This is a genomic window from Bradyrhizobium sp. Leaf396, assembly GCF_001424605.1.
GTDB classification, from domain to species: Bacteria; Pseudomonadota; Alphaproteobacteria; order Rhizobiales; family Xanthobacteraceae; genus Bradyrhizobium; species Bradyrhizobium japonicum_C.
On sequence record NZ_LMQJ01000002.1, the window covers coordinates 231,380 to 256,950 of the forward strand.

29 protein-coding genes and 2 pseudogenes are annotated in these 25,571 nt (G+C 62.4%); 22 read left to right on the plus strand and 9 right to left on the minus strand.

The features are described 5' to 3' along the window. Positions 1-6: 6 nt before the first annotated feature. A complete protein-coding gene (locus tag ASG57_RS03505; RefSeq protein WP_057195678.1) occupies positions 7-249 on the minus strand; it encodes an acetyl-CoA carboxylase in 243 nt (80 codons plus the stop codon). A 141-nt stretch (positions 250-390) separates the two neighbouring features. On the opposite strand from ASG57_RS03505, the gene pxpA reads away from it, so the two are divergent. The 6 genes from pxpA to ASG57_RS03535 all read left to right on the plus strand — a co-directional run bounded on the left by pxpA (position 391) and on the right by ASG57_RS03535 (position 6,955). Further along, a complete protein-coding gene (pxpA, locus tag ASG57_RS03510) occupies positions 391-1,116 on the plus strand; it encodes a 5-oxoprolinase subunit PxpA (protein WP_057195679.1) in 726 nt (241 codons plus the stop codon). 36 nt (positions 1,117-1,152) lie between these two features. Next, positions 1,153-2,676, plus strand: coding sequence for a TCP-1/cpn60 chaperonin family protein (locus ASG57_RS03515; RefSeq protein ID WP_230646594.1), 1,524 nt, complete (start codon positions 1,153-1,155; stop codon positions 2,674-2,676). A gap of 83 nt (positions 2,677-2,759) precedes the next feature. Beyond that, on the plus strand, positions 2,760-3,851 hold the full coding sequence (locus tag ASG57_RS03520; protein WP_200948528.1) for an ABC transporter ATP-binding protein: 1,092 nt from the start codon (positions 2,760-2,762) through the stop codon (positions 3,849-3,851). Between the two features lie 26 nt (positions 3,852-3,877). Continuing rightward, the gene (locus tag ASG57_RS03525; protein ID WP_057195682.1) at positions 3,878-5,080 is read left to right on the plus strand and encodes an extracellular solute-binding protein; all 1,203 of its coding nucleotides are present in this window, start codon (positions 3,878-3,880) and stop codon (positions 5,078-5,080) included. A gap of 179 nt (positions 5,081-5,259) precedes the next feature. Further along, the gene (locus ASG57_RS03530; RefSeq protein ID WP_162250034.1) at positions 5,260-6,102 is read left to right on the plus strand and encodes an ABC transporter permease; all 843 of its coding nucleotides are present in this window, start codon (positions 5,260-5,262) and stop codon (positions 6,100-6,102) included. A gap of 4 nt (positions 6,103-6,106) precedes the next feature. Next, positions 6,107-6,955 carry an ABC transporter permease gene (locus ASG57_RS03535; protein WP_057195684.1) on the plus strand — a complete coding sequence of 283 codons (849 nt, stop codon included), beginning with the start codon at positions 6,107-6,109 and terminating at the stop codon, positions 6,953-6,955. Here the strand turns inward: ASG57_RS03535 and ASG57_RS03540 are convergent. Next, positions 6,931-7,611 (minus strand): GntR family transcriptional regulator, encoded by a 681-nt coding sequence (locus ASG57_RS03540; RefSeq protein WP_063996982.1) that lies wholly within the window; start codon positions 7,609-7,611, stop codon positions 6,931-6,933. The genes ASG57_RS03535 and ASG57_RS03540 overlap by 25 nt on opposite strands. A gap of 139 nt (positions 7,612-7,750) precedes the next feature. Here ASG57_RS03540 and ASG57_RS03545 point away from each other — a divergent pair, with 139 nt between their 5' ends. From ASG57_RS03545 to tnpC, 7 genes are all read left to right on the plus strand, one after another. Beyond that, positions 7,751-8,623 (plus strand): 5-oxoprolinase subunit B family protein, encoded by an 873-nt coding sequence (locus ASG57_RS03545; protein ID WP_057195685.1) that lies wholly within the window; start codon positions 7,751-7,753, stop codon positions 8,621-8,623. Further along, positions 8,616-9,593, plus strand: a complete 978-nt coding sequence (locus ASG57_RS03550; protein WP_057195686.1) for a 5-oxoprolinase subunit C family protein — start codon at positions 8,616-8,618, stop codon at positions 9,591-9,593. Before ASG57_RS03545 ends, ASG57_RS03550 begins: the two co-directional genes overlap by 8 nt. 52 nt (positions 9,594-9,645) lie before the next feature. Next, entirely contained in the window at positions 9,646-10,698 is a 1,053-nt protein-coding gene (locus ASG57_RS03555) for a phosphotransferase (protein ID WP_057195687.1), read from the plus strand. 6 nt (positions 10,699-10,704) lie between these two features. Continuing rightward, positions 10,705-12,051 carry an aspartate aminotransferase family protein gene (locus tag ASG57_RS03560; RefSeq protein WP_162250035.1) on the plus strand — a complete coding sequence of 449 codons (1,347 nt, stop codon included), beginning with the start codon at positions 10,705-10,707 and terminating at the stop codon, positions 12,049-12,051. 248 nt (positions 12,052-12,299) lie between these two features. Further along, complete coding sequence (gene tnpA, locus ASG57_RS03565) at positions 12,300-12,725, plus strand: IS66-like element accessory protein TnpA (RefSeq protein ID WP_057195688.1); 426 nt, start codon at positions 12,300-12,302, stop codon at positions 12,723-12,725. Then, positions 12,722-13,078 carry an IS66 family insertion sequence element accessory protein TnpB gene (gene tnpB, locus ASG57_RS03570; RefSeq protein ID WP_063996983.1) on the plus strand — a complete coding sequence of 119 codons (357 nt, stop codon included), beginning with the start codon at positions 12,722-12,724 and terminating at the stop codon, positions 13,076-13,078. Before tnpA ends, tnpB begins: the two co-directional genes overlap by 4 nt. Positions 13,079-13,200: 122 nt before the next feature. Beyond that, positions 13,201-14,679 (plus strand): IS66 family transposase, encoded by a 1,479-nt coding sequence (gene tnpC, locus ASG57_RS03575; protein ID WP_057195710.1) that lies wholly within the window; start codon positions 13,201-13,203, stop codon positions 14,677-14,679. Positions 14,680-14,700: 21 nt separating this feature from the next. Here the strand turns inward: tnpC and ASG57_RS39010 are convergent. Beyond that, positions 14,701-14,931: pseudogene (locus ASG57_RS39010) on the minus strand (IS110 family transposase); the annotation flags it as partial. On the opposite strand from ASG57_RS39010, the gene ASG57_RS37530 reads away from it, so the two are divergent. The 3 genes from ASG57_RS37530 (at position 14,855) to ASG57_RS03590 (ending at position 16,628) form a co-directional block, all read left to right on the plus strand. Then, positions 14,855-15,301, plus strand: coding sequence for a hypothetical protein (locus tag ASG57_RS37530; protein WP_156402568.1), 447 nt, complete (start codon positions 14,855-14,857; stop codon positions 15,299-15,301). The pseudogene ASG57_RS39010 and the gene ASG57_RS37530 sit on opposite strands and share 77 nt — an antisense overlap. An 86-nt stretch (positions 15,302-15,387) precedes the next feature. Then, positions 15,388-15,915: a hypothetical protein gene (locus ASG57_RS03585; RefSeq protein ID WP_057195691.1), complete on the plus strand. Its 528-nt coding sequence runs from the start codon at positions 15,388-15,390 to the stop codon at positions 15,913-15,915. Between the two features lie 473 nt (positions 15,916-16,388). Next, complete coding sequence (locus ASG57_RS03590) at positions 16,389-16,628, plus strand: PilZ domain-containing protein (protein ID WP_057195711.1); 240 nt, start codon at positions 16,389-16,391, stop codon at positions 16,626-16,628. 86 nt (positions 16,629-16,714) lie between these two features. Here ASG57_RS03590 and ASG57_RS03595 read toward each other — a convergent pair whose 3' ends face one another. From ASG57_RS03595 to ASG57_RS03605, 3 genes are all read right to left on the minus strand, one after another. Further along, entirely contained in the window at positions 16,715-17,317 is a 603-nt protein-coding gene (locus tag ASG57_RS03595; RefSeq protein ID WP_057195692.1) for a hypothetical protein, read from the minus strand. Between the two features lie 49 nt (positions 17,318-17,366). Next, positions 17,367-17,957, minus strand: coding sequence for a hypothetical protein (locus tag ASG57_RS03600; protein WP_057195693.1), 591 nt, complete (start codon positions 17,955-17,957; stop codon positions 17,367-17,369). A 532-nt stretch (positions 17,958-18,489) separates the two neighbouring features. Further along, positions 18,490-18,714 (minus strand): helix-turn-helix transcriptional regulator, encoded by a 225-nt coding sequence (locus ASG57_RS03605; protein ID WP_057195694.1) that lies wholly within the window; start codon positions 18,712-18,714, stop codon positions 18,490-18,492. A gap of 183 nt (positions 18,715-18,897) precedes the next feature. Between ASG57_RS03605 and ASG57_RS03610 the strand changes: the two genes are divergently transcribed. The 4 genes from ASG57_RS03610 (at position 18,898) to ASG57_RS03620 (ending at position 20,272) form a co-directional block, all read left to right on the plus strand. Beyond that, complete coding sequence (locus ASG57_RS03610) at positions 18,898-19,143, plus strand: hypothetical protein (protein ID WP_057195695.1); 246 nt, start codon at positions 18,898-18,900, stop codon at positions 19,141-19,143. Positions 19,144-19,287: 144 nt separating this feature from the next. Then, positions 19,288-19,575 carry a hypothetical protein gene (locus ASG57_RS37535; RefSeq protein ID WP_156402569.1) on the plus strand — a complete coding sequence of 96 codons (288 nt, stop codon included), beginning with the start codon at positions 19,288-19,290 and terminating at the stop codon, positions 19,573-19,575. 106 nt (positions 19,576-19,681) lie between these two features. Then, positions 19,682-20,038 carry a helix-turn-helix domain-containing protein gene (locus ASG57_RS03615; protein WP_057195696.1) on the plus strand — a complete coding sequence of 119 codons (357 nt, stop codon included), beginning with the start codon at positions 19,682-19,684 and terminating at the stop codon, positions 20,036-20,038. 42 nt (positions 20,039-20,080) lie between these two features. Next, positions 20,081-20,272, plus strand: a complete 192-nt coding sequence (locus ASG57_RS03620; RefSeq protein ID WP_057195697.1) for a hypothetical protein — start codon at positions 20,081-20,083, stop codon at positions 20,270-20,272. Between the two features lie 457 nt (positions 20,273-20,729). Here ASG57_RS03620 and ASG57_RS03625 read toward each other — a convergent pair whose 3' ends face one another. Further along, a complete protein-coding gene (locus ASG57_RS03625; protein ID WP_057195698.1) occupies positions 20,730-21,137 on the minus strand; it encodes a hypothetical protein in 408 nt (135 codons plus the stop codon). Positions 21,138-21,152: 15 nt separating this feature from the next. Next, positions 21,153-21,353, minus strand: coding sequence for a hypothetical protein (locus ASG57_RS03630; protein WP_057195699.1), 201 nt, complete (start codon positions 21,351-21,353; stop codon positions 21,153-21,155). A gap of 650 nt (positions 21,354-22,003) precedes the next feature. Between ASG57_RS03630 and ASG57_RS03635 the strand changes: the two genes are divergently transcribed. Beyond that, positions 22,004-23,221, plus strand: coding sequence for a GGDEF domain-containing protein (locus tag ASG57_RS03635; RefSeq protein WP_057195712.1), 1,218 nt, complete (start codon positions 22,004-22,006; stop codon positions 23,219-23,221). Between the two features lie 550 nt (positions 23,222-23,771). Further along, the gene (locus ASG57_RS03640; protein WP_057195700.1) at positions 23,772-24,800 is read left to right on the plus strand and encodes a diguanylate cyclase; all 1,029 of its coding nucleotides are present in this window, start codon (positions 23,772-23,774) and stop codon (positions 24,798-24,800) included. Positions 24,801-25,130: 330 nt separating this feature from the next. Here ASG57_RS03640 and ASG57_RS03645 read toward each other — a convergent pair. Beyond that, a pseudogene (locus ASG57_RS03645) lies at positions 25,131-25,418 on the minus strand (DUF736 domain-containing protein); the annotation flags it as partial. Positions 25,419-25,571 lie beyond the last annotated feature (153 nt).

A 25,571-nucleotide genomic window follows, 5' to 3' on the forward strand; every position in this document is an offset into this window, starting at 1 on the left:
CGGATATCAGATGTCGATATCGGCCAGAGGCTGCCCGGGCATGACAGCGTCCTCGTCCTCGGTATGGAAGGCCGCGATCTTGCCCGCCGCTTCGGCGGTGATCGGGGTGAACGATTTCATCACCTCGATGAGGCCAATGGTGTCGCCTGCCGCAACCGTGTCGCCGACCTCCTTGAACACGGCCTGGTCGGGTGATGGACGGCGATAGAAGGTGCCGGGCAGCGGCGAAACTACGGTGTGAACAGGCATCGCTCTCCTCGATCAGCAAGGGAAGGCGCCTCTCCACCGGCAGGATGCGCGCCCTTTTGTCTTGTGATATGATATATCACGCGTGACAGCAAGCACCACTGCGTGTAGCGTCGGCGCGGATATGGGACGAAAGGATCGGATATGGCGAAGATCACCATCAACTGCGACATGGGCGAGGCATTCGGCATCTACAGCTTCGGTGACGACGAGGCCTGCATGCCCTACGTTACCCATGCCAACGTGGCCTGCGGCTTTCATGCCTCCGATCCGACCGTGATGTGGAAGACGGTGCGCGCCGCGAAAAAGCACGGCACCAGGGTCGGCTCCCATCCCGGCCTGCCCGACCGGGAGGGCTTCGGCCGCCGCGAGATGAAGATGACGCGCGAGGAAGTTGCCGCGCTGGTGCTCTACCAGACCGGCGCGCTCAAGAGCTTCGCGGATGCGGAAGGGGTGCCGCTGTCGCACATCAAGGCCCACGGATCGCTGTTCGGCATGGCCCAGCGCGACGAAGCGATCGCCAACGGCATTGCGGACGCGGCGCTGGCCTTCAAGCTGCCGGTCATTGCCTATTCCGATTGTGCGATGTCGGAGGTCTTCACCAAACGCGGCGTCGAATTCTCCTGCGAGTTCTACGCCGACCTCGACTACGACGACCAGGGACGGCAGATCATCACCAAGCATCATCACGCGGTCGATCCCGCAGCCGTTGCCGCAAAGGTCCTGCGCGCCGTGAAAGAGGGGCTCACCACCTCCCTGGGCGGAAAGGACGTGAAGGTGGTCGCCCAATCCATCTGCGTGCACAGCGACACGCCCGACGCCGTGGCGGTCGCGAAGGCGGTCCATGGCGCCGTGCGCGACTATCTGTGAGATCGAAGGCTTAAGGAGCTTGACCGCTTGATCGTCATGCAGAGCGGGGCTCACACCCTCGCGCACTATGCTGCGTCGCTCACGCCGGTTCTACGGGCCGTGGCCGCGGCTGCCGGGCCCGATGGCCGCGCCTGCCTCATCGAGACCGGAGGGGCCGTGGAGCAGGCGACGACGGCGCTCGCCATCGTGCGCGCGCTTGCCGAGTCGCGCGGCGCACCGCGCCTGCTGGCGCGGCTGTTGCGGGAAATGCTCCATGAGACGGATCGCGATCTCGGTGACGGCACGACGCGCCTCGCCCTGCTCTGGGGCGGACTGGTCGTGCAGGGCGCGCAATCTGTCGCGGCCGGCATCGAGCCCGAGCAACTCGCTGCTGCACTCCAGCGCCTCGGAGCGCAACTCGCCGCCGCGCTCGAGCGCACGGAGGCCGAGCGCCAATCGGAGCCGGACACTGCCGCGATCGCCGCAGTCGCGGCCAGTGCCGGTGCCGCTCCTGACGTGGCCGATGCCATCGCCGACATGCTGACTCGCGTTGGGGTCGACGGCGCGGCCGAAATCATCGAGAGCCGCGAGAGCGGACTTCGTCCGGAGATCGGCGAGGGTTTCCTGTTCGATGCCGTACCGGCTTCGGAAGCCTTCGCAACCGCCGATCTCGATCCCGCCTTCATTCTTGTCGCCGACGAACGCATCGACGATCTCGGGCAGCTCCTCCCCTTGCTCGAAGACTTTGCGACCCGCGGGAAGGCCCTAGTGGTCGTGGCGCGCGACGTAAGCGGGCCGGCGCTCCATGCACTCGTGCGCAATCACAGCGACAATGGCCTGCGTGCCATTGCGCTGCGGCCCGCTGCCGCCGGTCCATCCGCGGCCGACCTCCTCGAGGATCTCGCGATCGCCACCGGGGCGACACTTGTCGCCGACAGGTTTGGAACGAGCCTTGCGCGCCTGCGGCCGGGCGTGCTCGGGCGCTGCGCCCGGTTCAGCATCGCGAGCGGCCGAGCGGTCTTCTCCGAACCGGGCGCCGATCGGAGCGCCGTCGCACAGCGCCGGGCGCTTCTATTGGCGGAGGCCAAGCGCCAGAAATTCCTGGCGCTCGATCGCGAGCGTCTTCAGGTCCGCGCCGCAAGATTCCGCGGGGTCTGGGCGCGGCTGCACGTCGGAGCCGAGACCGATCGGGAGACCCGAACGCGGGTCGAGGTGGCGCGGCGCGCGCTTGCCTCCGCACGCTCGGCCATGGAGGGCGGCGTTCTCCCGGGCGGCGGCATCGGGCTTGTCCAGTATTTCGACAGCCTGCCCATCGATCAGGCAGAACGCACCGGTCCGATCGCCGCCGCGGCCAGCTTCGCCATGGCCACCGGGCTGTCGACACTCGTGCGCGGACTTGCGCAGAACGAGACACCGATCCCGCCACGCGCCCGTCCGGGACGCCTTAGCGAGGCACTGGGCCTCGATTCGAGCGGGGATTCTGCCGTTCTGGACCCGCTTCCCCTCACCCGGTCGGTGCTCGAAAGGGCGGTCTCGGGAGCGGTCACGCTGCTGCGGAGCGGCGGGATGATTCACGCGTGAAACATTGGTATGAATCGTGAATGGATGATATATCATATAGCACCGGTCGCCCTCCTCGAGCCGGTCGCCTTGGGTTAAATCGGATGAACGGCCAGTCCTCTAGACCGATGCTCGAGATCGTCGATCTGCTGCACCAATACGGAAGCAGCATCGCCGTCGATCATGTCTCGCTGACCGTTGCGGCCGGCGAATTCCTGACCATTTTGGGCGAAAGCGGGTCCGGCAAAACCACCATGCTGCGCGTGATCGCCGGCCTGGAGCAGCCGACGGCGGTGAAGCGGCTCGCAATCGACGGTCAGGATGTCCGCGATCTCCCGGCGCAGAAGCGCAACTGCACGACCGTGTTCCAGAACTACGCCCTCTTCCCGCACATGTCGGTAGGAGAGAACGTGGCCTATGGCCTGAGTGTCCGCGGCGTGCCGGCGGCGGAAGCGCGCAAAGCCGCGACCAAGGCCCTCGAAACCGTACGCCTGTCCGGAATGGAGGACAGGCGGCTGAGCCAGCTGTCCGGCGGGCAAAAGCAGCGCGCAGCACTTGCCCGCTCGCTCGTGACCAAACCCGCGATCCTGCTGCTCGACGAACCCCTAGGCGCGCTGGACGAGCGGCTGCGTCTCGACATGCAGAGCGAGCTCGTCGAGCTCCGCCGCCAGCTCGGCATGACCTTCGTCTACATCACCCACAGCCAGGAAGAGGCGCTGACCATGAGCGACCGCATCGTGCTGATGCGACGCGGACGCATCGAGCAGAGCGGCGCCCCGGTCGATCTGTTCGACCACCCGGTCAGCCGCTTCGTCGCCGAGTTCATGGGCTTCGAGAACCTCCTGGCCGGCACGGTCGAGGAGGTGCGGGGCAAGGAGGTTGCGCTCGCCGTTGCCGGCGGCGTCCGGATCGTCGGGGCATGGAGCGGGCGAGAGCCGCCGCAGGCAGGGCAATCCGCTGCGCTTGCCGTGCGCGCCGAACGGATCGCGCTTGCGAACCGCGAGCCGCCGGCAGCCGGCGATCTCAATAGTCTGCCGTGCCACGGCAACGAACAGCTCTATCGCGGCAAGTATCTCGATCATTCCGTCGAGACCGCCGCGGGCCGCATCAAAGTCCGGAGCTGGAATCGCGAGGGGCCCGCACAGGCCGCGGCGGTGACATGGCGAACAGAAGATTGCGTGGTAGTGCCCGCGTGAGCCGGGCCGAACAATGGAGAGTACCAATGGCCGACAAGTTTTCGATTACGTCGCAGTTTGAATTGTCCCGCCGTGACCTGATGAGGAACATGGCGATGCTCGCCGGCACGGCTGCCCTCGGCCAGACGGTCGCCACAGGGACGGCGCTTGCCGCCGACGCCAAGGTGACGGGTTACGGCGTGACCACGGCGCAGCTCAAGGACTGGTCGATCATGACCAAGTCGATCGGCGTCACCATGGATTTCGTCGGCACGAACAACTCGGTCGGCGTCTTCCTGCGGGACATCGTGGCCTCGCAGCTCGGCGACAAGACCGACATCTTCATCTTCGAATCCGGCACCCAGAACGTCTGCGGCCCGCAGGGCCTCTACTTGAAGATCGACGAGTCCAACCCGGAGCTGAAGCTCTGGTCGCGCACCTCGGACGAATGGAAGCGCTCGGCCGTCGTGATGGGCAAGGACGGCGTTCAATACGGCGTCCCGGTGATCGGCAACGCCGACAGCTTCGGCTATTTTCCCGGCAAGGTCGGAGCCAACCCCGACGGCAATGACGAGCTCTCCTGGTCGCTGATGTTCGACAGCGAGAAGACCCGCGGCCGCGTCGCCTATGACCAGACCTGGACCTACTCGATCGGCCCGGCCGGGCTCTATCTCACGAGCATCGGCAAGGAGAAGATCGCCGACGTTTCGGACATGACCGGGCCGGAAGCCAAGGCCGTGGTGAATTTCCTGATCGAGCGCAAGCGCGCCGGACAGTTCCGCACCCTGCACAACGCGTTCGAGGAGCAGGTTCAGCTCCTCACCAACAAGGACGTCGACGTCATCAATTGCTGGGAGCCGGCGGTCCGCGACGCCAACAAGACGCTCGGCGACGGCACGACGCGCTACGCCTACACCAAGGAAGGCTATTTCAAGTGGGGGCACGGCGCCTACGTGGCGAGCCAGGCCGCCAAGCGGGGCAACCTGACGAACATCTACAAGGTGCTGAACTATTTCATGGACGGCGAATATCGGGCGCTGCAGGCGCGCGATCGCGGCTACGCCGGCCCCAACATGGATCTCGGCGTCAAATATGCCGAGGAGAAGGGCTGGGCGCAGGCCGATATCGACGGGTTGAAGGCAACCGAGAAGAAGGTGGCCCGCAAGTTCTCGAAGCCGTTTGTCTCCACGACCACGCCGAGCCATTCGAACGACATCGAGGAAGAATGGCAGCGCTTCCTCAACGCCTAAGCTCATAGACGCGCGCTCCGGAGCCCCGGCACCTGCCCGGGGCTCGCGGCAGTTCAACTTTTCTCTGACGTGCCGCACCATCGGCAAACGACATGATCAAGGTCTTCGGCTTGGCCAACGCTTCGACAACCCCTGCGCCTTCGCGATGGACACCCGCGGTCTCATCGGACACCTGTATCGTGCCAACGTTCCTGACCGTCTGGTGTGCGATCGTGGTTTTGCCGCTGCTGGTGCTGTTCGCCTACAGTTTCTTCGACACCCAGTTCTATGCGACGGTCTATCGTCCGTCGTTCACGACCTGGATCTCGATCTTTCAATCCGGCCGTCTGGAGGTCGCTCTGCGCACTTTGCGGATTGCGCTCACGGTGACGGCGATCGATCTCGTGATCGCCTTTCCGTTCGCGCTCTGGCTCGCCAAGGGCAGCGCCAGCAAGGGCACCAAGGCGATCGTGATCGCGCTCCTGACCATCCCGTTCTTCCTCGATCTGTCCTCGCGCACAATCATCTGGCGGGCGATCTTCGACCAACACGGGACCATCAACACGACGCTGCTCGACCTGCACATCATCCAGGCGCCGTTGAGCTGGATGCTCTACACCGAATGGTCAGTCCATTTCGGGCTGATCATCGCCTCCTTCCCAACCATGGTCCTGCCGATCTATCTTGCGCTGTCCATCATCGATGACTCGCTCCTGCAGGCGAGTGCGGACCTCGGCGCCACGCCCGCCCAGACGCTCGTGCGCGTGATCATTCCGCTCGCCATGCCGGGCGTCATGGCCGGCATGCTGCTGACGCTCGGGCCGGTGCTTGCCGCGTGGATCGAGCCGGCCATGCTGGGGGGCGGCTTCGTGAATCTCTTGAGCAATTCCGTCGAGAGCGCCTACACCTCGCTCCGCTATCCGGTGGTCGCGGCGCTGTCGACTTTCGTGATCCTGCTGCTCGCGGCCCTCCTCGTCATCCTGCTGCTGGTGGCGCGCCGCTTCGGCGACGCCATGTCGACCTTCCGGGTCATGAGGTCCTAAGCCCGTGTCGGTGGACGCGCTTGCACGGCCTGCTGAGACAATCCGCTCCCGGTCCTCCGACTGGAGCTATTGGCGCGGATGGTCCTCTCTCGCCAAATGGGCGGGACTGATCCTTCTGTTCCTGATCTACTTTCCGTTGGTGTGGCTCGCGCTGATGTCGGTGAGCGAACGTCCGCTCTCGGGCGTCCCGCTCCCGCTCACGCTCGAACACTACCGGGCGCTGTTCAGCGACACCCGCTGGGTCGGACCGTTCGAGGCGAGCCTCGTCCTTGCACTGCTGGTCGGCCTCGCCTGTGCCGTGGTGGCCACGCTGGTTGGCCGCGCGCTTCCCTCGATCCGGCGTCCCGGAACGGCGCTGCTGCTTTGCGTGCTGCCGTTGTTCGTGCCGGGCATGTCGATGGGAGCGGCCTTGTTTATCGTGTTTCGCGCGATGCTCGGCGTCAAGCTCGGCTTCAGCACGATCTTCCTCGGTCATTTCATCTGGGCCTTCCCGTTCGCGCTCCTGATCATCCTGGTTCTGACGACACGGTTCGATCACCGGCTGGTCGAGGCTTCGGCCGATCTGGGTGCCTCGCGCTGGCAGACCTTCTGGCGCATCGAATTCCCGCTGCTGCGGCCGGCGATCATCGGGGCGGGCCTGTTCGGATTTCTGCTCTCGTTCAATGAGGTGCTGCGCACGATCTTCCTGCGCGGCACGGAAACCACGATGCCGATCTACAACTGGACGATGGCGGCCTCGCAGCAATCGCGGGTGCCGATCATCTTCGCGCTCGCCACGATCGTGCTGGTCGTCACGCTGCCGCTCCTGGGCGGCGCGTTCTGGCTGCTCTACGCGCGCATGGACAAGGGTTGATCGGCTTGCAGGCGTTTCAACCTGGGGATCAGATGATCGGCGGCAACCGAGATATCGAGCGACAAATGGCGCCGCACGGCGACCGAATCTTTGGCCCGCAGCGCGGAAAAGATCGCGCGGTGCTGGTCGTTTGCCTTGCTCACGAACGCATCATCCTCGGTCAGCTCGTTGAAGAACGGACCGACCTGGCTCCACATGTTCTGGATCATGGTCATCAGCAGCGGCGAACTGGCACGCTCGTAGATGGCGAAGTGAAACCGCTGGTTCAGAGCCTGGTAGCTCCCGCCGCTCCCGGCGAGCGTCTTGTCCATGGCATCAACCATGCTTTCCAGGCGGGCCAGGTGCTGGGGCCGGAAATGCGGCGTGGCGAGCTCCCCCGCGAGCCCCTCCAGTTCGCGCCGGATCCGGAACAGCTCGACGAAACGGTCGACGTCGAGCATGGGAACGACGATGGAGCGGTTAGGAAGCAGCTCGAGATGCCGCTCCGCGACCAGCCGTTGCAGCGCCTCGCGCACCGGCGTCGTCGAGATGCCGTAGGTCTCGGCGAGCGTTCGTATGACGAGCGTCTGTCCCGACCGGAATGCGCCGGAAATCAGGCCTTTTTTGATCTCCTCATAGGCGCGATCATTCAACGTCCGATGTTCGATCTTCGGCATTCCGCTTTCGCTCCTGGAACGTAGGCGTCGCGTGCCTTTTGCGACATGCAATACGGCAACGCATGAGCGGCGATTGTGACGCTATTTGATATATGGTATATCATCCATCCCTGTCCGGAAGCCATGGCCTTGCCGTCTCATGATATATGATCGTCCACGCTTTTTCCCCGGAGGCGACCGCTACATCGAGGTCGAACTCGGCGACGAAATGGGATTCGAGCTCAACTTCCGCGTCCATAACGTGGTTGCCGCGATCCGCCAATCCGAAATCCCCGGGATCATAGAGCTGATTCCCGAGATGGCATCGTTCCAGGTGTCTTACGACCCGGACCGCATCGCCTATGACGACGTGGTTCGCGAGATCGGCGTCCTGGTGCAGGGGGCGGGCGGTGGAGACGATGCCGAGCTCGACAGCCGCCTCTATTACGTGCCGGTGCTATATTTCGACCCGTGGACCACGGCATGCGTCGACGACTACCGCGCCAAGGTCACGGAAAAGACGCCCGATCCCGACTTCCTGTGCGAGCTCAACGGCCTGTCCGGACGCCGCGATCTGGTCCGGATCCATTCCGGCACGGAATATTGGGTGGCAGCGCTCGGTTTCTGGCCGGGTCTTTGCTCGCTGATGCCGCTTGATCCGGCCCACAACCTGATCGCGCCGAAATACAATCCACCGCGGACCTGGACGCCGAAAGGCACGATCGGCATCGGCGGCGGCATCACCTGCATCTATCCGGACCAAACGCCGGGCGGGTACCAGATCTTCGGACGGACCCCGATGCCCATCTGGGATCGCGAGCAGAAGCTCGCGGTGTTCAAGAACGATCTCGCTTTATTCCGCGCCGGCGACCGGGTCCGCTTCATCCCGATCGACCGCGAGGAATGGGATTACATCGAGGCCAGGGTCGAGGACGGGAGCTATCAGCATCCCGAGGTCGGTTACCAGAAATTCTCCCTCGGCAAGTACCGTGCCTGGGTGGCCTCGACCAGCGCGGAGGCTGCCCGTGTTTGAGGTGCTCAAGCCCGGCCTGGAGACGTCGGTCCAGGAATTGCCGGGACGGATCGGCTATTGGGAGCAAGGTTTCCCGCCCTCAGGCCCCGTGGACGACTGGTCGTTTCGTCTGGCCAACCTTCTCGTCGGCAACAACCGCGATGCTGCAGCTCTTGAATGCCAGTTTCTCGGGCCCACGCTCAAGCTGGGTCGCGACGGTTTCATCGCCGTCACCGGCGCCGACATGACCCCAACTCTCGATGGCCAGCCGATCCGGCTGTGGCGGACCTATCGCGTAAAGGCTGGTCAGGAATTGGTGCTTGCCTATGCACGCACCGGGGCCCGCACCTACGTCGCCCTCTCGGGCGGCATCGACACACCGCCGGTGCTCGGCTCTCGCGCGACCTTTCACATGGCGGGAGTCGGCGGGGTCGGCGGCTATGCGCTGAAGGCCGGCCAGACCATTCCGCTGGGCCAGGCGGCCGCGACGGTGACAATCCGCGAGGTCGCGGAGACGGCGCGGCCGGCGATTGCGTCGGCCGGTATTCGCCCGGTCGAGTGCATGGCGGGCCCGAACGACGACTGGCTCGACGAGGCCAGCATCGAGCGCTTCTTTTCCTCCGACTGGATCGTCCAGGCCAAGAGCAACCGCACCGGCATGCGGCTGACCGGTCCGGAATTCACATTTTCGGAGAAGGCCAGAAACAAGAGGCCTGAACATGGACGGGATTCGTCGAACATCCTCGATCACGGCTATCCGCTCGGCGCCATCAACCTCGCCGGACAGACGCCGATCATCCTCATCAACGACGCACCGAGCACGGGCGGATTCATCAACCCCTTCACCGTTCCCAGCGCAGCGTTCTGGAAGCTCGGCCAGGTCCGGCCCAACGAGGCCATCCGCTTCGTTCGCGTGAGCCTGACGCAAGCCCAGGAGCTGCGCCGCGCGCTCGATCGCCGCTGCACGGCGGCGAACCTGGTCGAGCTTTGAGCCACACGCACATCACACATCCGCCGCGCGGCGGCATCAGTTAGGAAATACCATGTCGGCTCCGGCCGCTCGTCCCTCCATTCTCAATACCACGGCTCCATCGGTCGACGAGGCCGAGGCCACGGTGCTGGTCAGGCGAGTGTTCGGGATCTCCGGACACTCCCACCTGCTCACCAGCGAGCGCGACCGAAACTTCCATATCCTGGCGGACGATGGGCGCGCCTTCGTGCTGAAGGTCACGAACTCCGCGGAAGACTCATCGGTCAGCAATTTTCAGACCTCGGCCCTGCGTCACATCGAAGCCGTGGCGCCCGGTCTGCCGGTGCCGAAGGTCTGGGCGTCGGTCGAAGGGCTACACGAGACCGTAATTCGGATCGCGGCTGGCTCTCAGCACATCGTGAGACTCCTCACCTATCTGCCCGGCCAGCCGCTCTACCGAAGCGCGCCGTCGCTCGCGCAAGCCGAGAACCTCGGCAGCTGCCTTGCGAGCATCGGTCTCGCGCTCAGGGACTTCCATCATCCCGCCGCGGCCCACGACATTCTTTGGGATCTCAAGGGCGCAGCGCGGTTGCGGCCCTATCTCGTCCATATCGCCGACGATCGCCGCAGGGCCCTTGCTGAGGAAGGCCTCTCCCGCTTCGAATCCACCATCTTGCCGGCCCTGCCCGGCTATCGCGCCCAGGTTGTGCACAACGACTTCAATCCGCACAACGTTCTGGTCGATCCCAGCGAGCCGGCCCGCGTCACCGGGGTGCTCGATTTCGGCGACATGGTGGAAACGCCCCTGATCAACGACGTCGCCGTCGCGGCCTCCTACCAGGTGGAGGTGGACGACGATCCGTTCGGCCGTGCCGCTGGCTTCGTTGGGGCCTACCATTCGGTCTACCCGCTGCAGCCGCAGGAGGTCGACGTCCTGTTCGACCTCATCACGCTGCGCCAAGTCATGACGGTGACCATCACCGAATGGCGCGCAACGCTCTATCCGGACAATAAGACCTACATCCTGCGCAATCAGCCGCGCGCGGCTGCCGCGCTCGAAATCCTCAACCGCATCGGCCGTGCGGAGGGCACTGCCCGGCTGCGCCGGGCCTGTCAGATGGAGTGAACCGAGATGACAACGAAGATCGCGAACGCAGGCATGGTCAATGCATATGTGCCGGGTGCGTCGGACCTCGTGTCGGCGGAAGAACAGGCACTGATCGCACGGCGCGAGAAACTGCTCGGGCCGGCCTACCGCCTGTTCTACGAAGAGCCCGTGCATCTCGTGCGAGGCGAAGGCGTGTGGCTCTACGACCCCGCGGGCAACGCCTATCTCGATGTCTACAACAACGTCGCTTCGCTCGGACATTGTCAGCCCGACGTGGTCGAGGCCGTGAGCCGCCAATGGGCGACGCTCAACACCCACACGCGCTATCTGCACGAAACCATCCTCGATTACTCGGAGAAGCTGCTCGCAAGCTTCCCAGAGCATCTCGGCCACGTGATGTATACCTGTACCGGGTCCGAGGCCAACGACCTCGCCTACCGGATCGCGAAGAGTTTTACGGGCGGAACGGGCGTGATCGTAACCGATCTCGCCTATCACGGCATCACGGATGCGGTGAGCCAATTCTCGCCGTCGCTGGGGGCTCACGTGCCGACCGGGGCTCACGTGCGTACGATCCGGGCGCCGGACGCCTATCGGCGAAGCGAAGCCGACCTCGGCGCCGCGATTGCCGCCGATGTCCGCAGCGCGCTGGCCGACCTGAAAGCGAACGGCGTCAAGCCGGCCATGATGATCTGCGACACGATCTTTTCCAGCGACGGCGTGTTCAGCGATCCGCCCGGCTTTCTCGCGCAGGCTGCGGACGTGATCCGTGAAGCGGGCGCCTTGTTCGTCGCCGACGAGGTGCAGCCCGGCTTCGGGCGCACCGGCGATGCCATGTGGGGCTTCATGCGTCATGGCGTTGCGCCCGACATGGTGACGCTCGGCAAGCCGATGGGCAACGGCCAGCCGATCGCGGGCGTCGTGATACGGCCCGAGGTTGTCGAGGAGTTTGGTCGCAAGGCGCGCTACTTCAATACGTTCGGAGGCAACGCCGTCTCATGCGCCGCCGCGAACGCCGTGCTCAAGGTGATCGCGCGGGACGGGCTGGTCGCGAATGCAAGGAAGGTGGGCGCCTACCTGAAAGCCGAACTTCAGCGTTTGGCGGAGCGTCATAAAGCGATCGGCAGCGTGCGCGGTGCCGGGCTTTTCATCGGCGTCGAGATCGTGAGCGATCGTGCCAGAAAAACGCCCGACGCGGACGCCACGACGAAACTGGTGAACGGCCTGCGCCGCAAGCGCGTCCTGATCAGCGCAGCGGGCCCGAACGCCAACGTGCTGAAGGTGCGCCCACCTATCGTGTTTTCGAAGCCCAATGTCGATCATTTTATCGGGGCACTCGACGAAATCTTAATGGAAGGTCTTCGCGTCTAATCTGGCCAAGCCCCTGTTCCACGGCATTGACGCGTGCGCCGATTTGGTCGTCACCGATCAGCTGAGCCTACCGTAAATCAAATCCGGCTATATTGATGGTGCAGTCCGCCTTGGCACCGCTGCCGTTTTGCGATTGTGAGATTGCAAGCTATGGGGGGTAAAAGGTAAGCGTCGTTTCGCTCCCACCTTCTCGCGGCCAATGGGATAGGCGAGTTTCACGATCTCTTTGAAGGGATCGGCTTGTGTCTATGCTTGACCATACGCTTAAGTCGGACGTGACGGCGCGCCAGCTGGAAGTGATCACGGAGACGGGACGCCGTCGTTGGTTCTCCAGGGACGACAAGGCCCGGATTGTCGAGGAGACGCTGGTACCGGGCGCAGTCGTTTCCGAGATTGCCCGGCGACACGGGCTGACCCCACAACAAGTGTTCACCTGGCGCCGGCAAGCACGCCGGTTGCCGATGCCTGACGATCCGCCGTTTGTACCGGCGGTGGTAGACGCCATGACCCCAGTCGCGGCTGTTGGCCATGAGCGCAAGACAGCGCGACGCAAGGCCAAGCCAGATGCCGGAGGCATCGAGATCGAAGCCGAAGGTGTCACTATCCGGGTGGGCCGAGGTGCGGATGTGGCGATGATTGCGGCCATCGTCCATGCGCTGAAGGCAAGCCGGTGATCGGCCCGTCCGGAACTGTCCGGGTGATGGTGGCAACCAAGCCGGTCGACTTCCGCAAGGGAATGGAGGGGCTTGCTATGTTGGTGCGCGAGCACATGCAGGCCGATCCGTTCTCGGGCGCTGTTTATGTGTTCCGTGCCAAGCGGGCGGACCGTATCAAGCTGATCTTCTGGGATGGTACCGGTTTGTGCCTGTTCGCCAAGCGGCTCGAGGAAGGCGTCTTCCGCTGGCCGAAGATCGAGGATGGCGTGATGCGTTTGTCGGCGGCGGAATTGTCGGCGCTGCTCGAAGGGCTTGATTGGCGGCGTGTCCACGCGGCACGGGAGACGATCGTCCCGACGCAAGCCGGATAATTGTGGGTCGCGCTGCGGCGAAGTGAATCAGGGGCATCGAGCGCGTCGTCAGGCGGGCACAAATATGCTCTGATTTGCCAGTGAGCGATAACCTTCCTGACGATCCCGAGACGCTCAAGGCGATGCTGCTGGCAGCGCTTCACGAGAGCGAACGGCTGCGTCAGATTATCAAGGAGCTGCAACGCCACCGCTTTGGCCGGAAGGCCGAGACGCTCCCCGAGGAGCAGATGCTGCTGGGCCTCGAGGACGTCCAACAGGTCGCAGCCTCTGCCGAGGCCGGTCAGGACGAGACAACCCCTGAAGGCCGAGTGGAGCGCGCACGCAAGCGGCGCGTCAATCGCGGAGCACTGCCGGCGCATCTGCCGCGGATCGAGGTCGTTGTCGACATCGACGACAAGACCTGCCCCTGCTGCCAGGGCGAACTGCACCAGATCGGCGAAGACAAGAGCGAGCGGCTGGACATGGTGCCGGCGCAGTTCCGCGTTGTCGTCACCCGACGTCCCAAATACGCCTGCCGAGGCTGCGGAGATGGCGTCCTGCAGGCCGAGGCTCCGGCCCGGTTGATCGAGGGGGGCCTGCCCACGGAGGCAACCGTCGCCCAGGTTCTGGTGTCCAAATATGCCGATCATCTGCCGCTCTACCGGCAAGCCCAGATCTACGCCCGTCAGGGCATCCATCTCGATCGATCAACGCTGGCGGACTGGGTTGGGCATGCCGCCTTCCATCTGCGCCCGCTGCACGAGCGCCTTCTCACGGTACTTAGAGCAAGGTCGAAGCTGTTCGCCGACGAGACCACGGTGCCGGTGCTCGATCCCGGTCGAGGGCGCACCAAGACCGGCCAGCTCTGGGCCTATGCCGCCGACGACCGGCCCTGGAGCGGCCTAGATCCGCCCGGCATCGCCTATGTCTATGCACCCGATCGAAAAGCCGAGCGGCTGTTCAGCCATCTTGCTGGCTTCAAGGGCGTCCTGCAGGTCGATGGCTACAACGCCTACCCAAAGCTTGCCGAACGTGGCGGGGTCGAGCTCGCCTTCTGTTGGGTGCACATGCGGCGCAACTTCTACGAACTCGCGACAGCCGGCCCCGCTCCGATCGCGAGTGAGGCGCTGAAGCACATCGCCGCATTCTATGCGATCGAGAAGGAGATCCGCGGCCGCAGTGCGGAGGAGCGGCGCCTCGTGCGGCAGCAGAAGAGCCGACCACTGGCCGATGCCTTCGAGGTATGGCTGCGCGCCAAGCTGGCTCTCATCAGCCAGAAGATCAAGCTCGCCGAGGCCATCCGCTACGCCCTCTCGCGCTGGCAAGGCTTAACGCGCTTTATCGATGACGGCCGCATCGAACTCGACAACAACACGGTCGAGCGATCAATCCGTGGCATCAAGCTCAGTCGGAAGAATGCGCTGTTTGCCGGATCCGACGGGGGCGCCGAACATTGGGCCATCGTCGCAACCTTGGTCGAGACCTGCAAGATCAACGACGTCGATCCGCTCGCCTATCTCACGGACGTCTTGACCAGGATCGTCAGCGGTCATCCCAACCGCGACATCGACCAGCTATTGCCTTGGGCCTACCGCGCTCAAGCCCTCAAAGCTGTGGCCTAAGAACGACGCTTACGGTAAAAGGTGCGCAAGCGCCTCTGGATTGCGGCTGAGCTGATGTGCGCCGACGCAAGCATCTACGCCGATCAGGCATGGCGACAGATTGGCAAGTCAAGTTCTCACATGGCTACGCGACCATCTCTTCCGAAGCACCATCGCACCACGCTGGTCATCCCCTATGACGAGTAACGAGTTCTTGCCGATATCGATGGCGATTCCGTCGATTGCGCAGTTGGATTTCCGTCGCCGCGCGATGAGGCGGTTGGCCCATCGACACAGAACCAGCGCCCATGTGAATTATCGGAACCGCGAGAGGCCTTGTCGACAAAGCGGATCAGCATGGAAGAAAAATCCAGGCTCGCGTTGGCCAAAGCCGCAAATTCTATTGAGCGACGTTGATTTCGGATTTCTTGACGACGGCCGTCCATCGCTCGATCTCATTGTGCAGATAAACAGTGTATTCATTGGGCGAACCCGCCACGACATCGAAACCGAGCCTCGCAAGGCTTTTGCGAAGCGTTTCATCGAACGTCCTTTGGGAAAGCCGCACGGCCAGCCTTGTTCTGATTTTCCGCATTGGAAATGCACAGGTGTGATCACTCCAAATCTGCATTATTCCGCATAACGGCGCAGAGCTTCGCAGCGATTTGCAGAGACTTGCAGAGGCTCCTTCGGCCACTTAGATCCTTCCTGACATGCGGAGAAGTCGACATGCCGAGTAACAAGGAGCTTGAGGCGGGGCTGAAGGCGATGACCGAGGACTTCCACCTGCCTAACGGGGGACGGAAACGGCTGTCGCGGCTTGTCGCCAGCCACCTGTGGTGGTTCGACGCTGCCGAACGCCGCGGCATGAGCTGGCGTGACATGATCGGCATGCTGACCGCCGCCGGCGTGAGCGGTAAAGGAGGCCAGCCCCTTAGCGTCGGGACATTGTCGTCCACAGTCTGGCGCGCGCGAACTGAAAAGGAACCCGGGGTGGACAATCAGCGCCGGCATCAAGGCTTTGAGTCCGAAGCGATCCAACCGCGTGTGAAGGCGCCTGAAAAAGCAACCCGCCGTCCGGGCGCTCCGTTGCGGCAAAAAAGACGTGCGGCACCGCCTCAGGACATCATCGATGCCCCGGCCGATCGCCGGACGTCGAGTTCGTCGCCGCGATTGACCGATGGAGAGCGGGCCAACAAGGACGTATTGGCCTATATGGACAGGGCTCGAAAGGTCCGTCGCCGGCCGGAAGTTTAATTCCCGCCGCTCTTGATGAGGAGGTGCGGGTATGCCCGAAGCTAGACGGTCTCCGTTGACATGACGCTGACGTTGCCATTGCAATACGCAATCGGAATCACGTCGTCAGAGGCCTGCTCAGAATGTCCGAGGATCCAGAGACAATCGGGGTCCGCCCGATGGTTGTCGATGGCGAGGTCCAGGTTAATGACTATGAAGTGGTCTGGCGCGGACTTTCGATAGGAAGAATCCTGAAGCAACCGCACACTCGGCACTGGTGGTGGGGATGCAATGTCTATGGTCAGAATCCCACGCCCGGCGACAGGGGAGTCGCCATTGATTTCAGGGACGGTCAGGTGCGGTTCAAGCTTGCATGGGCCAGGATCAGACCGACACTGACGGAGCAGGACATTGCGACTGCGGCCCAGCACGCCGAAAGGCTCGCCCAACAAAGGCTGTCCGAGAAGCCGCAGCCCGAAGTGCCGCTCCAGGTTCTGGACAACCAGCGCGCAGCACCGCGCCAGCGTGTGCTGAAGTCCGGCACCATCGAGTTCAATGGCGGCGCCATCGATTGCGTCGTACGAAACATCTCCGACACGGGCGCGGCGCTCGACGTGGCAAGTCCACTAGGCATTCCGTCGGAGTTCAATCTGCTCCTGTCTGGAACGCGCACGCATCAACGTTGTCGAGTGGTTTGGCGCAAAGAAAAGCGAATTGGTGTTGTATTTGAATGAGAGCGACACATGCTACTGCGTGAACAGACGCCAGTGAATCAAGACTGGTTGTCAACCAGGGAAGTCAGGGCCCTCATCCTGGCCGCTTAGCGGAAAACCTTCTGCAACACTTCGGTGACCGAGCCGGCGGTGCACCAGATGTCCCCGCTCACCCGGTGATCATGCCCGTTTGCCTCCTCGAACTGATACGACTGTTCGAAGGCCATATATGCGTCCGAGGATGGCGTCACGTTCAATTCGGCAACCAACTCGAAAACATTGACTGCAACGTTGAACAGGCAGGGCTGAATGTTGACGATCGATCCAAATCTCTTGAAGGCTGCGAACGCCGATCGGACCTGTTCGCGATACTTCCGATCGGTCTCCGTTGCTGCCTGCTCGATCAGGTCCGCAGGCACCAGACAGATAACCAGCAAATCGGTGGTCATTGGCGGAAGATCGCTAACCGGGATGATCTTGATGTCATGGATTAGCTCGACGTGGTGATGAAAGAGATTTCTGAGTGCTTTGAGCGCGATGAAATTGCTCGACGCAAACAGATTTCGTCCAACATCCTTTTGAAGTTTGTCGTTCAGACCATGCAGCGCATTCAGCAGATTGAGGAGGGTATCCTCATCTGGCGTTGCGCTGTGGCTGAAGTACGACCGGAAGAAGCGGTCGATGGCGGCGGTCAGGGAATCCAAGCTCATTGGCTGTCTCTTCGAAGGTGAGGCAATATTGGTGCGTCGCCCAAGTCGGCTACCGAGCGGGCACGCGCCGTTCGTCCAGGCCGAGCTCCGGGAACTCGGTCGCGCAGCCGAGCACTCTCTGTCGAATCGCAGCATCGTCGCCATGCGTCCCCAGCGTCAGGTACGTATTCACATCGTCCTGCCGGGCATACACGATCCACTGACCCGTCAGGCGGCGGGCCTCGCTGCGCTCACGATAGCCACCCATGACAAATTCGTGGATCAGCGCGCCGATGAGCTTGTCTTCGTGAATTGCCGCCTCACCGATGGTCCTTGCGGCATGCACGGCAAAGTCGTTCGCTCGCCAGTGATTCGAGACGTTTTGATGCAGGAATGACGCCTGATTGTAGTGCTTGTGCCAAAGCCCGGTGAGCGGCGGCCGGACAAACATGGCGGGAGGCTTGGTAAGACTTGGGCGCGCACCCGGCGCCCCCTCCAGTGCGGCAACCTCATCAAGGATCGCGAACACGTTGCCGGAACGGCGCTCGAATATCTCCGCACGTTCTTGGACAAGAACGGTCGAATAGCGGCCCGTCATCAGATGGAGATCGAGAATCTCTCGAATGTAGGCGGTTGTACCGCAGCGAATGTCGTCTTCCATTGATCAAGTCATACTGTCGCGGTGCTTCCGTCGCAATGTTTCGGAGCGCTGCGGCGTGCTCCTTCAACCGGGAAAGTTTTTGCGGCGAGCAGCCAATCGACCGCTTTCCAGTGATCGCGGCACTTCGGATTCCTGGCTAGGCACCGTCAATCCCGCTGGGTTGCCCGTAATCCAACCGACGCGGAACCTGCTTCTTTTCCCTGGGGCGAAGTGGTTCACGCCTGACGAAGCGGCTCAACGGTCCTTCCCGACGACTGCCGCCGGATAGGTCGTTTGTCGCGCCGTCCGCGAAAAGCTTACCGGTTCCTGATCTAGCTCAATGCTGCCCCAGATGGCACAGCCTTCGAGCGTCATTGCCGAACTTCCCGCCCAAGGAGGGAGCTACGACGCTGACGCGGAGCCGCGGACACCCAGGTTCGGGGCTCTTTCGCTCTGTGGCCATGGTGCCGGCCAGCAAATTGCCTTGCAATGCCGATCATTCCGAGCGGCGCAGACAGGCCATCTTGGGGGAAATTCGACCGAGATCGACATCTCAAGGAAGGAGCAAATCGGCGACGCCCACGTTGAGGGCGACGGCAATTTTGTCGAGAGAATCAAGCGTCGGATTTGCCTTCGCGACCTCCAGGGCGCTGACGAGCGCCTGCCGAACGTTCGCTTCATCGGCAAGATCGTGCTGCGACCAGGATCTCTGCTGCCGCAAACGGCGCAGATTGCGGGCAAGCAAGCGTTTGGTGTGCGCTGGTGTTCGCCGCTTCATCCGGCAGGATGATGCATTTGCGACGCGCTCGCGCCACACGCTTTAACGTATAATACACGTCGAAGCGTATAGCATGATGCCGATAAACTTTCGCGAGCAGAGCGATGAACATGTTCTCACGTTGGCGATCCGATTCCTCGGTCGAGCCGGCGCCATTTCAACAGCGCACCTCGCAGGGCGATCATGAAGCTTAGCGAAGCCGACATTGTACGTTTCGAGTACGTCTATGGCGGCAAAGCGCACCAATGCGCGTATCTCGTCACAGAAGGCACGCTCGTGGCGGTCGTCGGAACGATGGAGCGGACTGCCGCGCTTGATCGCATGCTTCCCGAACGACTTGCGCGCATTCTCGTCCATGAGCTGCTGGTCGAGGCTGAGCTTACTCGCAATGCCAAAGGCATCCAGCAAGAGAGTAACAGCGACAGGTGATCGGCGGGCAACACGGTGCGCTCAGGCAACATGAAGCCAAAATTCCGTTTGTGAATTCATGTTGCGGTTGCCCCTCATTATCAAGAACATGTGTTGCAGCTCTCTCAACGGCGCGTCCAGTCCTCTTGTGGTGACAAAACGAACATGCCGAACGTCCTAAAATTCCCCCAATTGGGTCTGGCACCTCCCCGTAGGAATTACACCGCCTCGGGGGATGCCGAGACGGAAGCGCTCCTCGACCGTCGTCATCAGCCGACGAATGCCCGGCATGACATCGGCAATATTATTCTTTGTCTTGAGCTGGCAGCATTGCAACTGCGCCGCGCCGACACGATAAAATCGGACACGGATCAGATTCGGACCGCCTCAGAATATCTCTTGATGGCAGAAGAGCTGATCGAAATTGTGCGAAGGAATGCGATGCGCATCTAGTCGAGGGGGCTCGTCGCATTGTGACGTTAGAATTTTCAAGATCATTGGTTTCGGTTCACATCGACCGCATTTGGGGCATATTGAGATGAAAAGAGCAAATGAGGAAATGATCGACACAGCTATTGGGGCCAGGATCCGCGGCTTGCGTCTTCATAACGGGCTTACCCAGCAATTTCTGGCTGACGAGCTCGACGTCTCATTTCAACAAATCCAGAAGTATGAACGAGGCGTCAATCAGCTTAGCCCAACCCGGCTGTTACGGCTTGCGGCAATCTTCGGCGTGTCAACCTCGGTCCTGCTTGGCGAGAAACCGAGGACTTCGTCCAACCGGTTGCCTGAACTCCTCATCGCCGATCTCGACAAGCCGGCGATTAAGATGTTCGAGGCCTATCAGAAGCTCAAGGATCGAAGGTTGAGAAAGCAGATCTCTGCGCTTGTGCAAGGGATCGCAGCTTCGCAGTGAGCGAGCTCTGGTCGACTTTTGTGAGCAACGGGAAGAGGCGGCATGGCAATTGACCCAATCAAGCATTCGCGCATCGCGGCACGATTGATGGTGGCGGGTTTCATCGTGGCCGTCGTCGGAGCTGGACTTGCGGCTGGGCCGTTCGCCGCCGTGGCGACCTTCGGAGCAGGCCTGTTCATGCTTGGTCTCGCGCTCGGCATCCGGGGGCCACGGGACCTTGGCTCAAACCCGTAAGCATATCTTCTCGCCACTTCCTTGCAGGCTCCCGAATCTGTCGCGAAGCGCCTCTAGAGCCCGACTGGTGCGCCGCGAAAATCGCGCCCGTCCCGCACACGTATACTGACCTCGATCGCGGCCTTGTAGTCAACTGCCACTACTTCTTGTTGTGGGGTGTTAGCCTTATGGAGCATAAGTCTTACCAGCGGGCTGGCGCAGCGCGTGCGCGACATCGCCGAACGCGTCGACCCATTCACCAAGCGGCCTTTGTTAGAGCTCGCGGAGCGATACGCCGTCAAAGGCATCCGGCCGGAGCCTGCCCCGAGAACCGAGATCGCGCGCCCATGCCGTCACGGCATCTGGAGGTCGTGTCTTCGAGATCGCCTCACAAAATGATCTTGCCCGCGTCGTCAGCTTGGCTGTCAGTCATTGCTTGATGGTCGTTCCCGTTGGTCGATCCAGCGCGAGAGCCAGCTCAGGAAGCTTTTGCTCGCGCCCTTTCGCGAGCGGCCTGCCGACGCTGACGACGGTTGCGCTTACCCGGACGCGCCATAACCGCACGCGGCGGCGGGGATGTCGCGGGATGGGACGCGTCGACATGAGTTGGCGCGGTCGCGGTCTCCGGAGCTACATGACGAGCTTCCATGACGTCCAATACCGCGCGCCCCTTATCGGTGATCCGCCACCCACCGTTCAGGCGCTCGATCAATCCTTGCGAAAAGATGTCCAGATCCGGAACGCGAGCAGCCAAGCGTTTGGTACGCTCGGCCCAATCGGGGCCGCTGGTTGCTAGAATCGCCATGTCACGCTTGAGGTCCGCCATCCCCGCGAAGCCGCCGGGATAGCTCACTAGGACCTTCAGGACCGTGACCTGGAAGTTCATCCCCGTCCCTTGCGACTATCGCCACATGGTCGGTACGCCTGAGAGGGCCTCGCGGCCGACCTCTTTGAGCCGGCCCGGCGTGGTGTCTCCATTGGTGGCAGCTTCCAGAATCTTCGAAGCGACATGCGTACGGGCGCCCGTCTCGTGGCGGGAAACGTCCTCACAGACCTCGTCGAGGACCGCGCGCAAAAGCGCGGTGGTAGCGGCATCAAACATGAGAGATCTCCAGCGGAAAATCTGACCTTAGGAAATCGCTTCGGCGTCGCGTTTAAGAGCGTTAAACGGTCGATAGAATCCCGGAAATTCTAGTACCTCCGGCAGCGCCTTGCAACGACCGCCGAACTTGGGTTTCGCGTCGCCTCGACCAAGGGCAAGCGGAGGCTGACGAAATGGCCGAGACTTGGCCCTAAGAGCGCCTGCCGCCCTTGGACCAGCTGGGCCGCAGCACCTCGGAGGCGAACAGCCGCACGGGGTGCGCATACAGGCCGGAACACCGGTCCTCGCGCTACAGCAGAATGGCCGCAGACCAATGGCCTGCGGCCCACCGGCGAGAAATATAAATCATGATGAAATACGCCAGCCCCGGTGCTGAGGGAATGGAAAGCACGTTTTCGGTGCATTTTGGATTCCGTGACTCTACGGGAGTTCCGCCAGAGCGGGTGTGGCCGAGTCGCAGGGTCTTGCGACCATCGAAGCCAGGTCAATCGCTTCTTAAGCAAACAAGCAATTTGCCTAAAGTCGGCGCGTCTCGTTTAGCGAAATCGAAGCCGGAAGCGACCATCGTCGAGTGCTGATTTTTCAGTCTTTTTGATTTGGCGACCGTCGCCGCAAAAAACTTTGTCGACAGGAAACCCGAGAGCACCCTGATGCAGTCGGATTCGCGAATCTACAGCCTCCCGCGCTGGCGCGTCACGCGATGGCTCGCCGACAGCGGTGCAGACGTGCCCGAGGACATTCGGGTCGCGCTGATCGGCAATCTGTACGGCACGCTGCCGGTCTTTATCGGCGGCATCCTGAACACTCTTCTGGTCGCTGCGGCCATTGCCGCGCGCTCGCCGACGCCGTTGTTCATCGTGTGGCTTGCGCTCGAGATTGCGATCTGCCTGACGCGGCTCGCCGTGTTGATCGTCGCCCGTCGTCGGGCGCTGAGGCATGACGCGACGCCGACCGACATCAACCTGGTGCTTTCGATTGCCTGGAGCGGCAGCGTCGGCTACGGGGCGCTGATTAGTCTCGCGACGGGTGACTGGGTGGCGGCAACGCTCGCCTGCGTATCCGCCGGAGCGATGGTCGGCGGGATCTGCTTTCGCAATTTCAGTGCGCCGCGGCTCTGCGGCGCAATGATCGTGCTGAGCCTGGGCCCGACGATTCCGGGCGCCCTGATGGCGGGACAGTCGCTCATGCTGGTCCTTTTCTTCCAGATCCCGATGTATCTGGCGGCCATGACCATGGCCTGCTTCAAGTTGAACCGGATGCTGATCGCGACGATGCGCGCCGAGCGCGAGAACGATCGGCGCGCCCGACATGATGAGCTTACCGGCCTTGCCAATCGAGCGGGACTCGTAGGCGCCATCGAGGAGCGACTGTCACGACGGGGCGGCGACGACGAGACGCTGGCGCTGCTCTATCTCGATCTCGACGACTTCAAGGTGGTCAACGACACGCACGGCCACGCCGGGGGCGACCGACTGCTGCAGAGCGTCGCCCAGCGCTTGCGTGACCTGGTCCGCGAAGGTGACTTGCCGGCGCGCCTCGGCGGTGACGAATTCGTCGTGCTCGTCGCAGGCTGCTCCGCCGAACAGGCGGCGAATTTTGGGCGGCACCTGGTCGAGGCGATTGGAGTTCCGTATGATCTCGGCTGCGGCGCGCGGGCGCGCGTCGGCGTGAGCATCGGCATCGCGATGGCCCCCGGGCACGGGAACAGAGCGGCCGATCTGCTGCGGGCCGCGGACGCCGCGCTTTATCAGGCCAAGTTCGCCGGCGGGTCACGTTGTGAGGTTGCATCCGAAGACGACCTGGCGAGGTTACGCGTGCTGCTCGCACGAAGCGCCGCCGAGCCGACCCGCCAAAGCGCCGCTGCCTGACCAGTTGTCGACCGATCGGCGCACGTCCTCCCGTTGCAGTACGGTCTCCGAAGTTAGAAGCTCGTTAACCGCTCGGGCAGATGGTGAGTGCGTATTCGCCGACGAAAGGGGTCTGTCCATGGCTGGGGCTCCCGCTTGCTACGCCTGCAGCGTCACCAGGCTACTACGCGATGTCTCGCCAGTGACGCCGGGTTACGAAATCCGATCATTCGAGTGCCCCAAATGCCGAACAGTCCTGCGGCTGGTCTCCAAGTCTGACCCAGGTTCGCCTGAGGCGGCGGATTGATCGGCTGCGGATCGAGAAGAACTAAATTTCCGCTTCGCGCCGTTGCAGAAGATCTTCTGCACGAAGCCTGTCTCTGCGCCTGTGGGCATTCCTCGGCAACGTGTTGCCGAAAAATGGCGGCCATCCTAGAGCTACACCCGGTGGCTTGAAATCGAATTGGTTTCTTTCATTCCCTTCTGACCTCGAAAAAATTGCTGGGAGGGGCGCGGCGTGCGTGTCTCTCGGGAGTGACCGATCCGGCGCATACAGGGAGGCGCATCGCAGATGCAGAGCCTGGACGACCTCGAACCCGACCACGCGACTTCCGTCTCCAAACATGCTCTCCAACTCATGGCTGAGTTGGAGGTACCGGCGACACCCCCAAATTTTACCGTCTGGTTTGCTTACGTTCTGGGCCGCTCAGCGGCATTGCGTAAGACCATCGATATCCTGCGCTCGAACGACCGCAAGTTCGATAAGGCTCTCAATCGCGAACTCTACAACACCTTCCTCAAGTCGACTGGTTCAGTCGGAGAGGTTGCCCAAACCATTTCCGGCGAGCTCGACGCAATTCTTGTCAATGTACGAAACGACGTTGCGGGCGCGATCGCCGACAGTGCAGCGCATTCCGAGGAGTTGATGGAGGTCGGCCGGACGCTTCGCACGGCCAATGACCCGCAACTTGCCCTGAAGCGGCTGGCCGACGAATTGACGAGAGCGACGGAACGTGCGTCGGCGCTGGAAGCGAAGCTCGTCGAAGCGTCGGGCGAACTAGGCGACCTTCGGAAGTCACTTGAGCAGGCGGAACTCAGGTCGCGTACCGACGCTTTGACCGGGCTCGCAAATCGCGGGGCAATGGAGAGTTTCCTTCGCACGGCCCAAATCAATGCGATGGAGAGCGGCGACTCCTTGAGCGTGTTCCTGATCGACGTGGATCATTTCAAGAAGTTCAATGATACCTACGGACATCAATTGGGCGACCAGGTTTTGCGGCTGGTCGCAAAGTGCCTTCAAGAAGGCATCAGGGACGGCGACTTGGCAGCCCGCTACGGCGGAGAAGAACTTATCGGTATTCTGCCGGGAGCTTCGCTCACAATCACGCAGGAGATCGCCGAACGAGTGCGGACCAGAATTGCGAGCGCGAACGTCAAGAAGCGAGCAACGGGCGAACTGATCGGCCAAGTGACGATTTCGGCGGGCGTTGCCCAGTTCAAACCCGGCGAGAGCTTCGAGGCCCTCATCGAACGATGTGACCAGGCGCTCTATCGGGCGAAGCAATCGGGTCGAAACTGCACGATCGCGTCGGACGACTAATCACACCGGAACAACAATCGTCGAGGGAATTCGCCCGTATTTTCCGACCGCGAAAGCCGTCAATCCGTCGAACAACTATGCGGCGCTCTGCGGCAAGCGCCATGCCGAACAGAACCGATCGCCGGGATCCCTTTTTCAGCACCCCGGTCAAACGCATCGCCGACACTGGTTCGTGCAGGCGAGCGACGCGCAACGGCGCCAACTTTTCGGCGCCAGGCGGCGGTCCTGCACTCTGATTGCTGACTTGAAGCCGCCGGGTGGCTCGTTTTCGCGATTCGCGGCATCAAAGAAACCCCGCCCGGCGAAGCCGGGCGGGGTTGACTGAGCGTCTCAGTCGGCGCTCTTTCGCGGCCGCGACCAGAGCAGTGTGTAACCTTCGCCGCCTTCGTCATCGAACAGGTTGGCGTAGATCGGCGAGTTGAAGGAGGGGTCGTCGAGCTTGAGCGAGAGGTAGTCGCGCCCTTCCTCGGAGCGCTTCGACCAGGCTGCCCCGATTTCGGCTCGGCGCACGTAGACGCGGTGGCTCGGAGCATTGTCGTTGGAGCGATTGGGCTCGGCGACGATGCGGACGCCCTTGGCCTGCAAGCTGAGCGTGACGATCTCTCCCTGAAAGCCGTTTTAGGTCAGCCGTCAACTGTCCTTTTGAAACGAAGCCTCAGGCTTTGCTTCGCTATCTGATGGAGGACACTCCCGAGCGTCCTTTAGCTGGATCGCGGCGCCCCGGGGTGGAGCGCCGCGTTCGCTGACTGGTGGCCTCAGCGCGACCAGATG

Coding starts and splice junctions, on each gene's coding strand:
- ASG57_RS03505 (WP_057195678.1), bottom strand. CDS start 249: ATGCCTGTTCACACCGTAGTTTCGCCGCTGCCCGGCACCTTCTATCGC.
- pxpA (WP_057195679.1), top strand. CDS start 391: ATGGCGAAGATCACCATCAACTGCGACATGGGCGAGGCATTCGGCATC.
- ASG57_RS03515 (WP_230646594.1), top strand. CDS start 1,153: ATGCAGAGCGGGGCTCACACCCTCGCGCACTATGCTGCGTCGCTCACG.
- ASG57_RS03520 (WP_200948528.1), top strand. CDS start 2,760: ATGAACGGCCAGTCCTCTAGACCGATGCTCGAGATCGTCGATCTGCTG.
- ASG57_RS03525 (WP_057195682.1), top strand. CDS start 3,878: ATGGCCGACAAGTTTTCGATTACGTCGCAGTTTGAATTGTCCCGCCGT.
- ASG57_RS03540 (WP_063996982.1), bottom strand. CDS start 7,611: ATGCCGAAGATCGAACATCGGACGTTGAATGATCGCGCCTATGAGGAG.
- ASG57_RS03545 (WP_057195685.1), top strand. CDS start 7,751: ATGATATATGATCGTCCACGCTTTTTCCCCGGAGGCGACCGCTACATC.
- ASG57_RS03555 (WP_057195687.1), top strand. CDS start 9,646: ATGTCGGCTCCGGCCGCTCGTCCCTCCATTCTCAATACCACGGCTCCA.
- ASG57_RS03560 (WP_162250035.1), top strand. CDS start 10,705: ATGACAACGAAGATCGCGAACGCAGGCATGGTCAATGCATATGTGCCG.
- tnpA (WP_057195688.1), top strand. CDS start 12,300: ATGCTTGACCATACGCTTAAGTCGGACGTGACGGCGCGCCAGCTGGAA.
- tnpC (WP_057195710.1), top strand. CDS start 13,201: ATGCTGCTGGCAGCGCTTCACGAGAGCGAACGGCTGCGTCAGATTATC.
- ASG57_RS37530 (WP_156402568.1), top strand. CDS start 14,855: ATGACGAGTAACGAGTTCTTGCCGATATCGATGGCGATTCCGTCGATT.
- ASG57_RS03585 (WP_057195691.1), top strand. CDS start 15,388: ATGCCGAGTAACAAGGAGCTTGAGGCGGGGCTGAAGGCGATGACCGAG.
- ASG57_RS03595 (WP_057195692.1), bottom strand. CDS start 17,317: ATGAGCTTGGATTCCCTGACCGCCGCCATCGACCGCTTCTTCCGGTCG.
- ASG57_RS03600 (WP_057195693.1), bottom strand. CDS start 17,957: ATGGAAGACGACATTCGCTGCGGTACAACCGCCTACATTCGAGAGATT.
- ASG57_RS03605 (WP_057195694.1), bottom strand. CDS start 18,714: ATGAAGCGGCGAACACCAGCGCACACCAAACGCTTGCTTGCCCGCAAT.
- ASG57_RS03610 (WP_057195695.1), top strand. CDS start 18,898: ATGAAGCTTAGCGAAGCCGACATTGTACGTTTCGAGTACGTCTATGGC.
- ASG57_RS37535 (WP_156402569.1), top strand. CDS start 19,288: ATGCCGAACGTCCTAAAATTCCCCCAATTGGGTCTGGCACCTCCCCGT.
- ASG57_RS03615 (WP_057195696.1), top strand. CDS start 19,682: ATGATCGACACAGCTATTGGGGCCAGGATCCGCGGCTTGCGTCTTCAT.
- ASG57_RS03620 (WP_057195697.1), top strand. CDS start 20,081: ATGGCAATTGACCCAATCAAGCATTCGCGCATCGCGGCACGATTGATG.
- ASG57_RS03625 (WP_057195698.1), bottom strand. CDS start 21,137: ATGAACTTCCAGGTCACGGTCCTGAAGGTCCTAGTGAGCTATCCCGGC.
- ASG57_RS03630 (WP_057195699.1), bottom strand. CDS start 21,353: ATGTTTGATGCCGCTACCACCGCGCTTTTGCGCGCGGTCCTCGACGAG.
- ASG57_RS03635 (WP_057195712.1), top strand. CDS start 22,004: ATGCAGTCGGATTCGCGAATCTACAGCCTCCCGCGCTGGCGCGTCACG.
- ASG57_RS03640 (WP_057195700.1), top strand. CDS start 23,772: ATGCAGAGCCTGGACGACCTCGAACCCGACCACGCGACTTCCGTCTCC.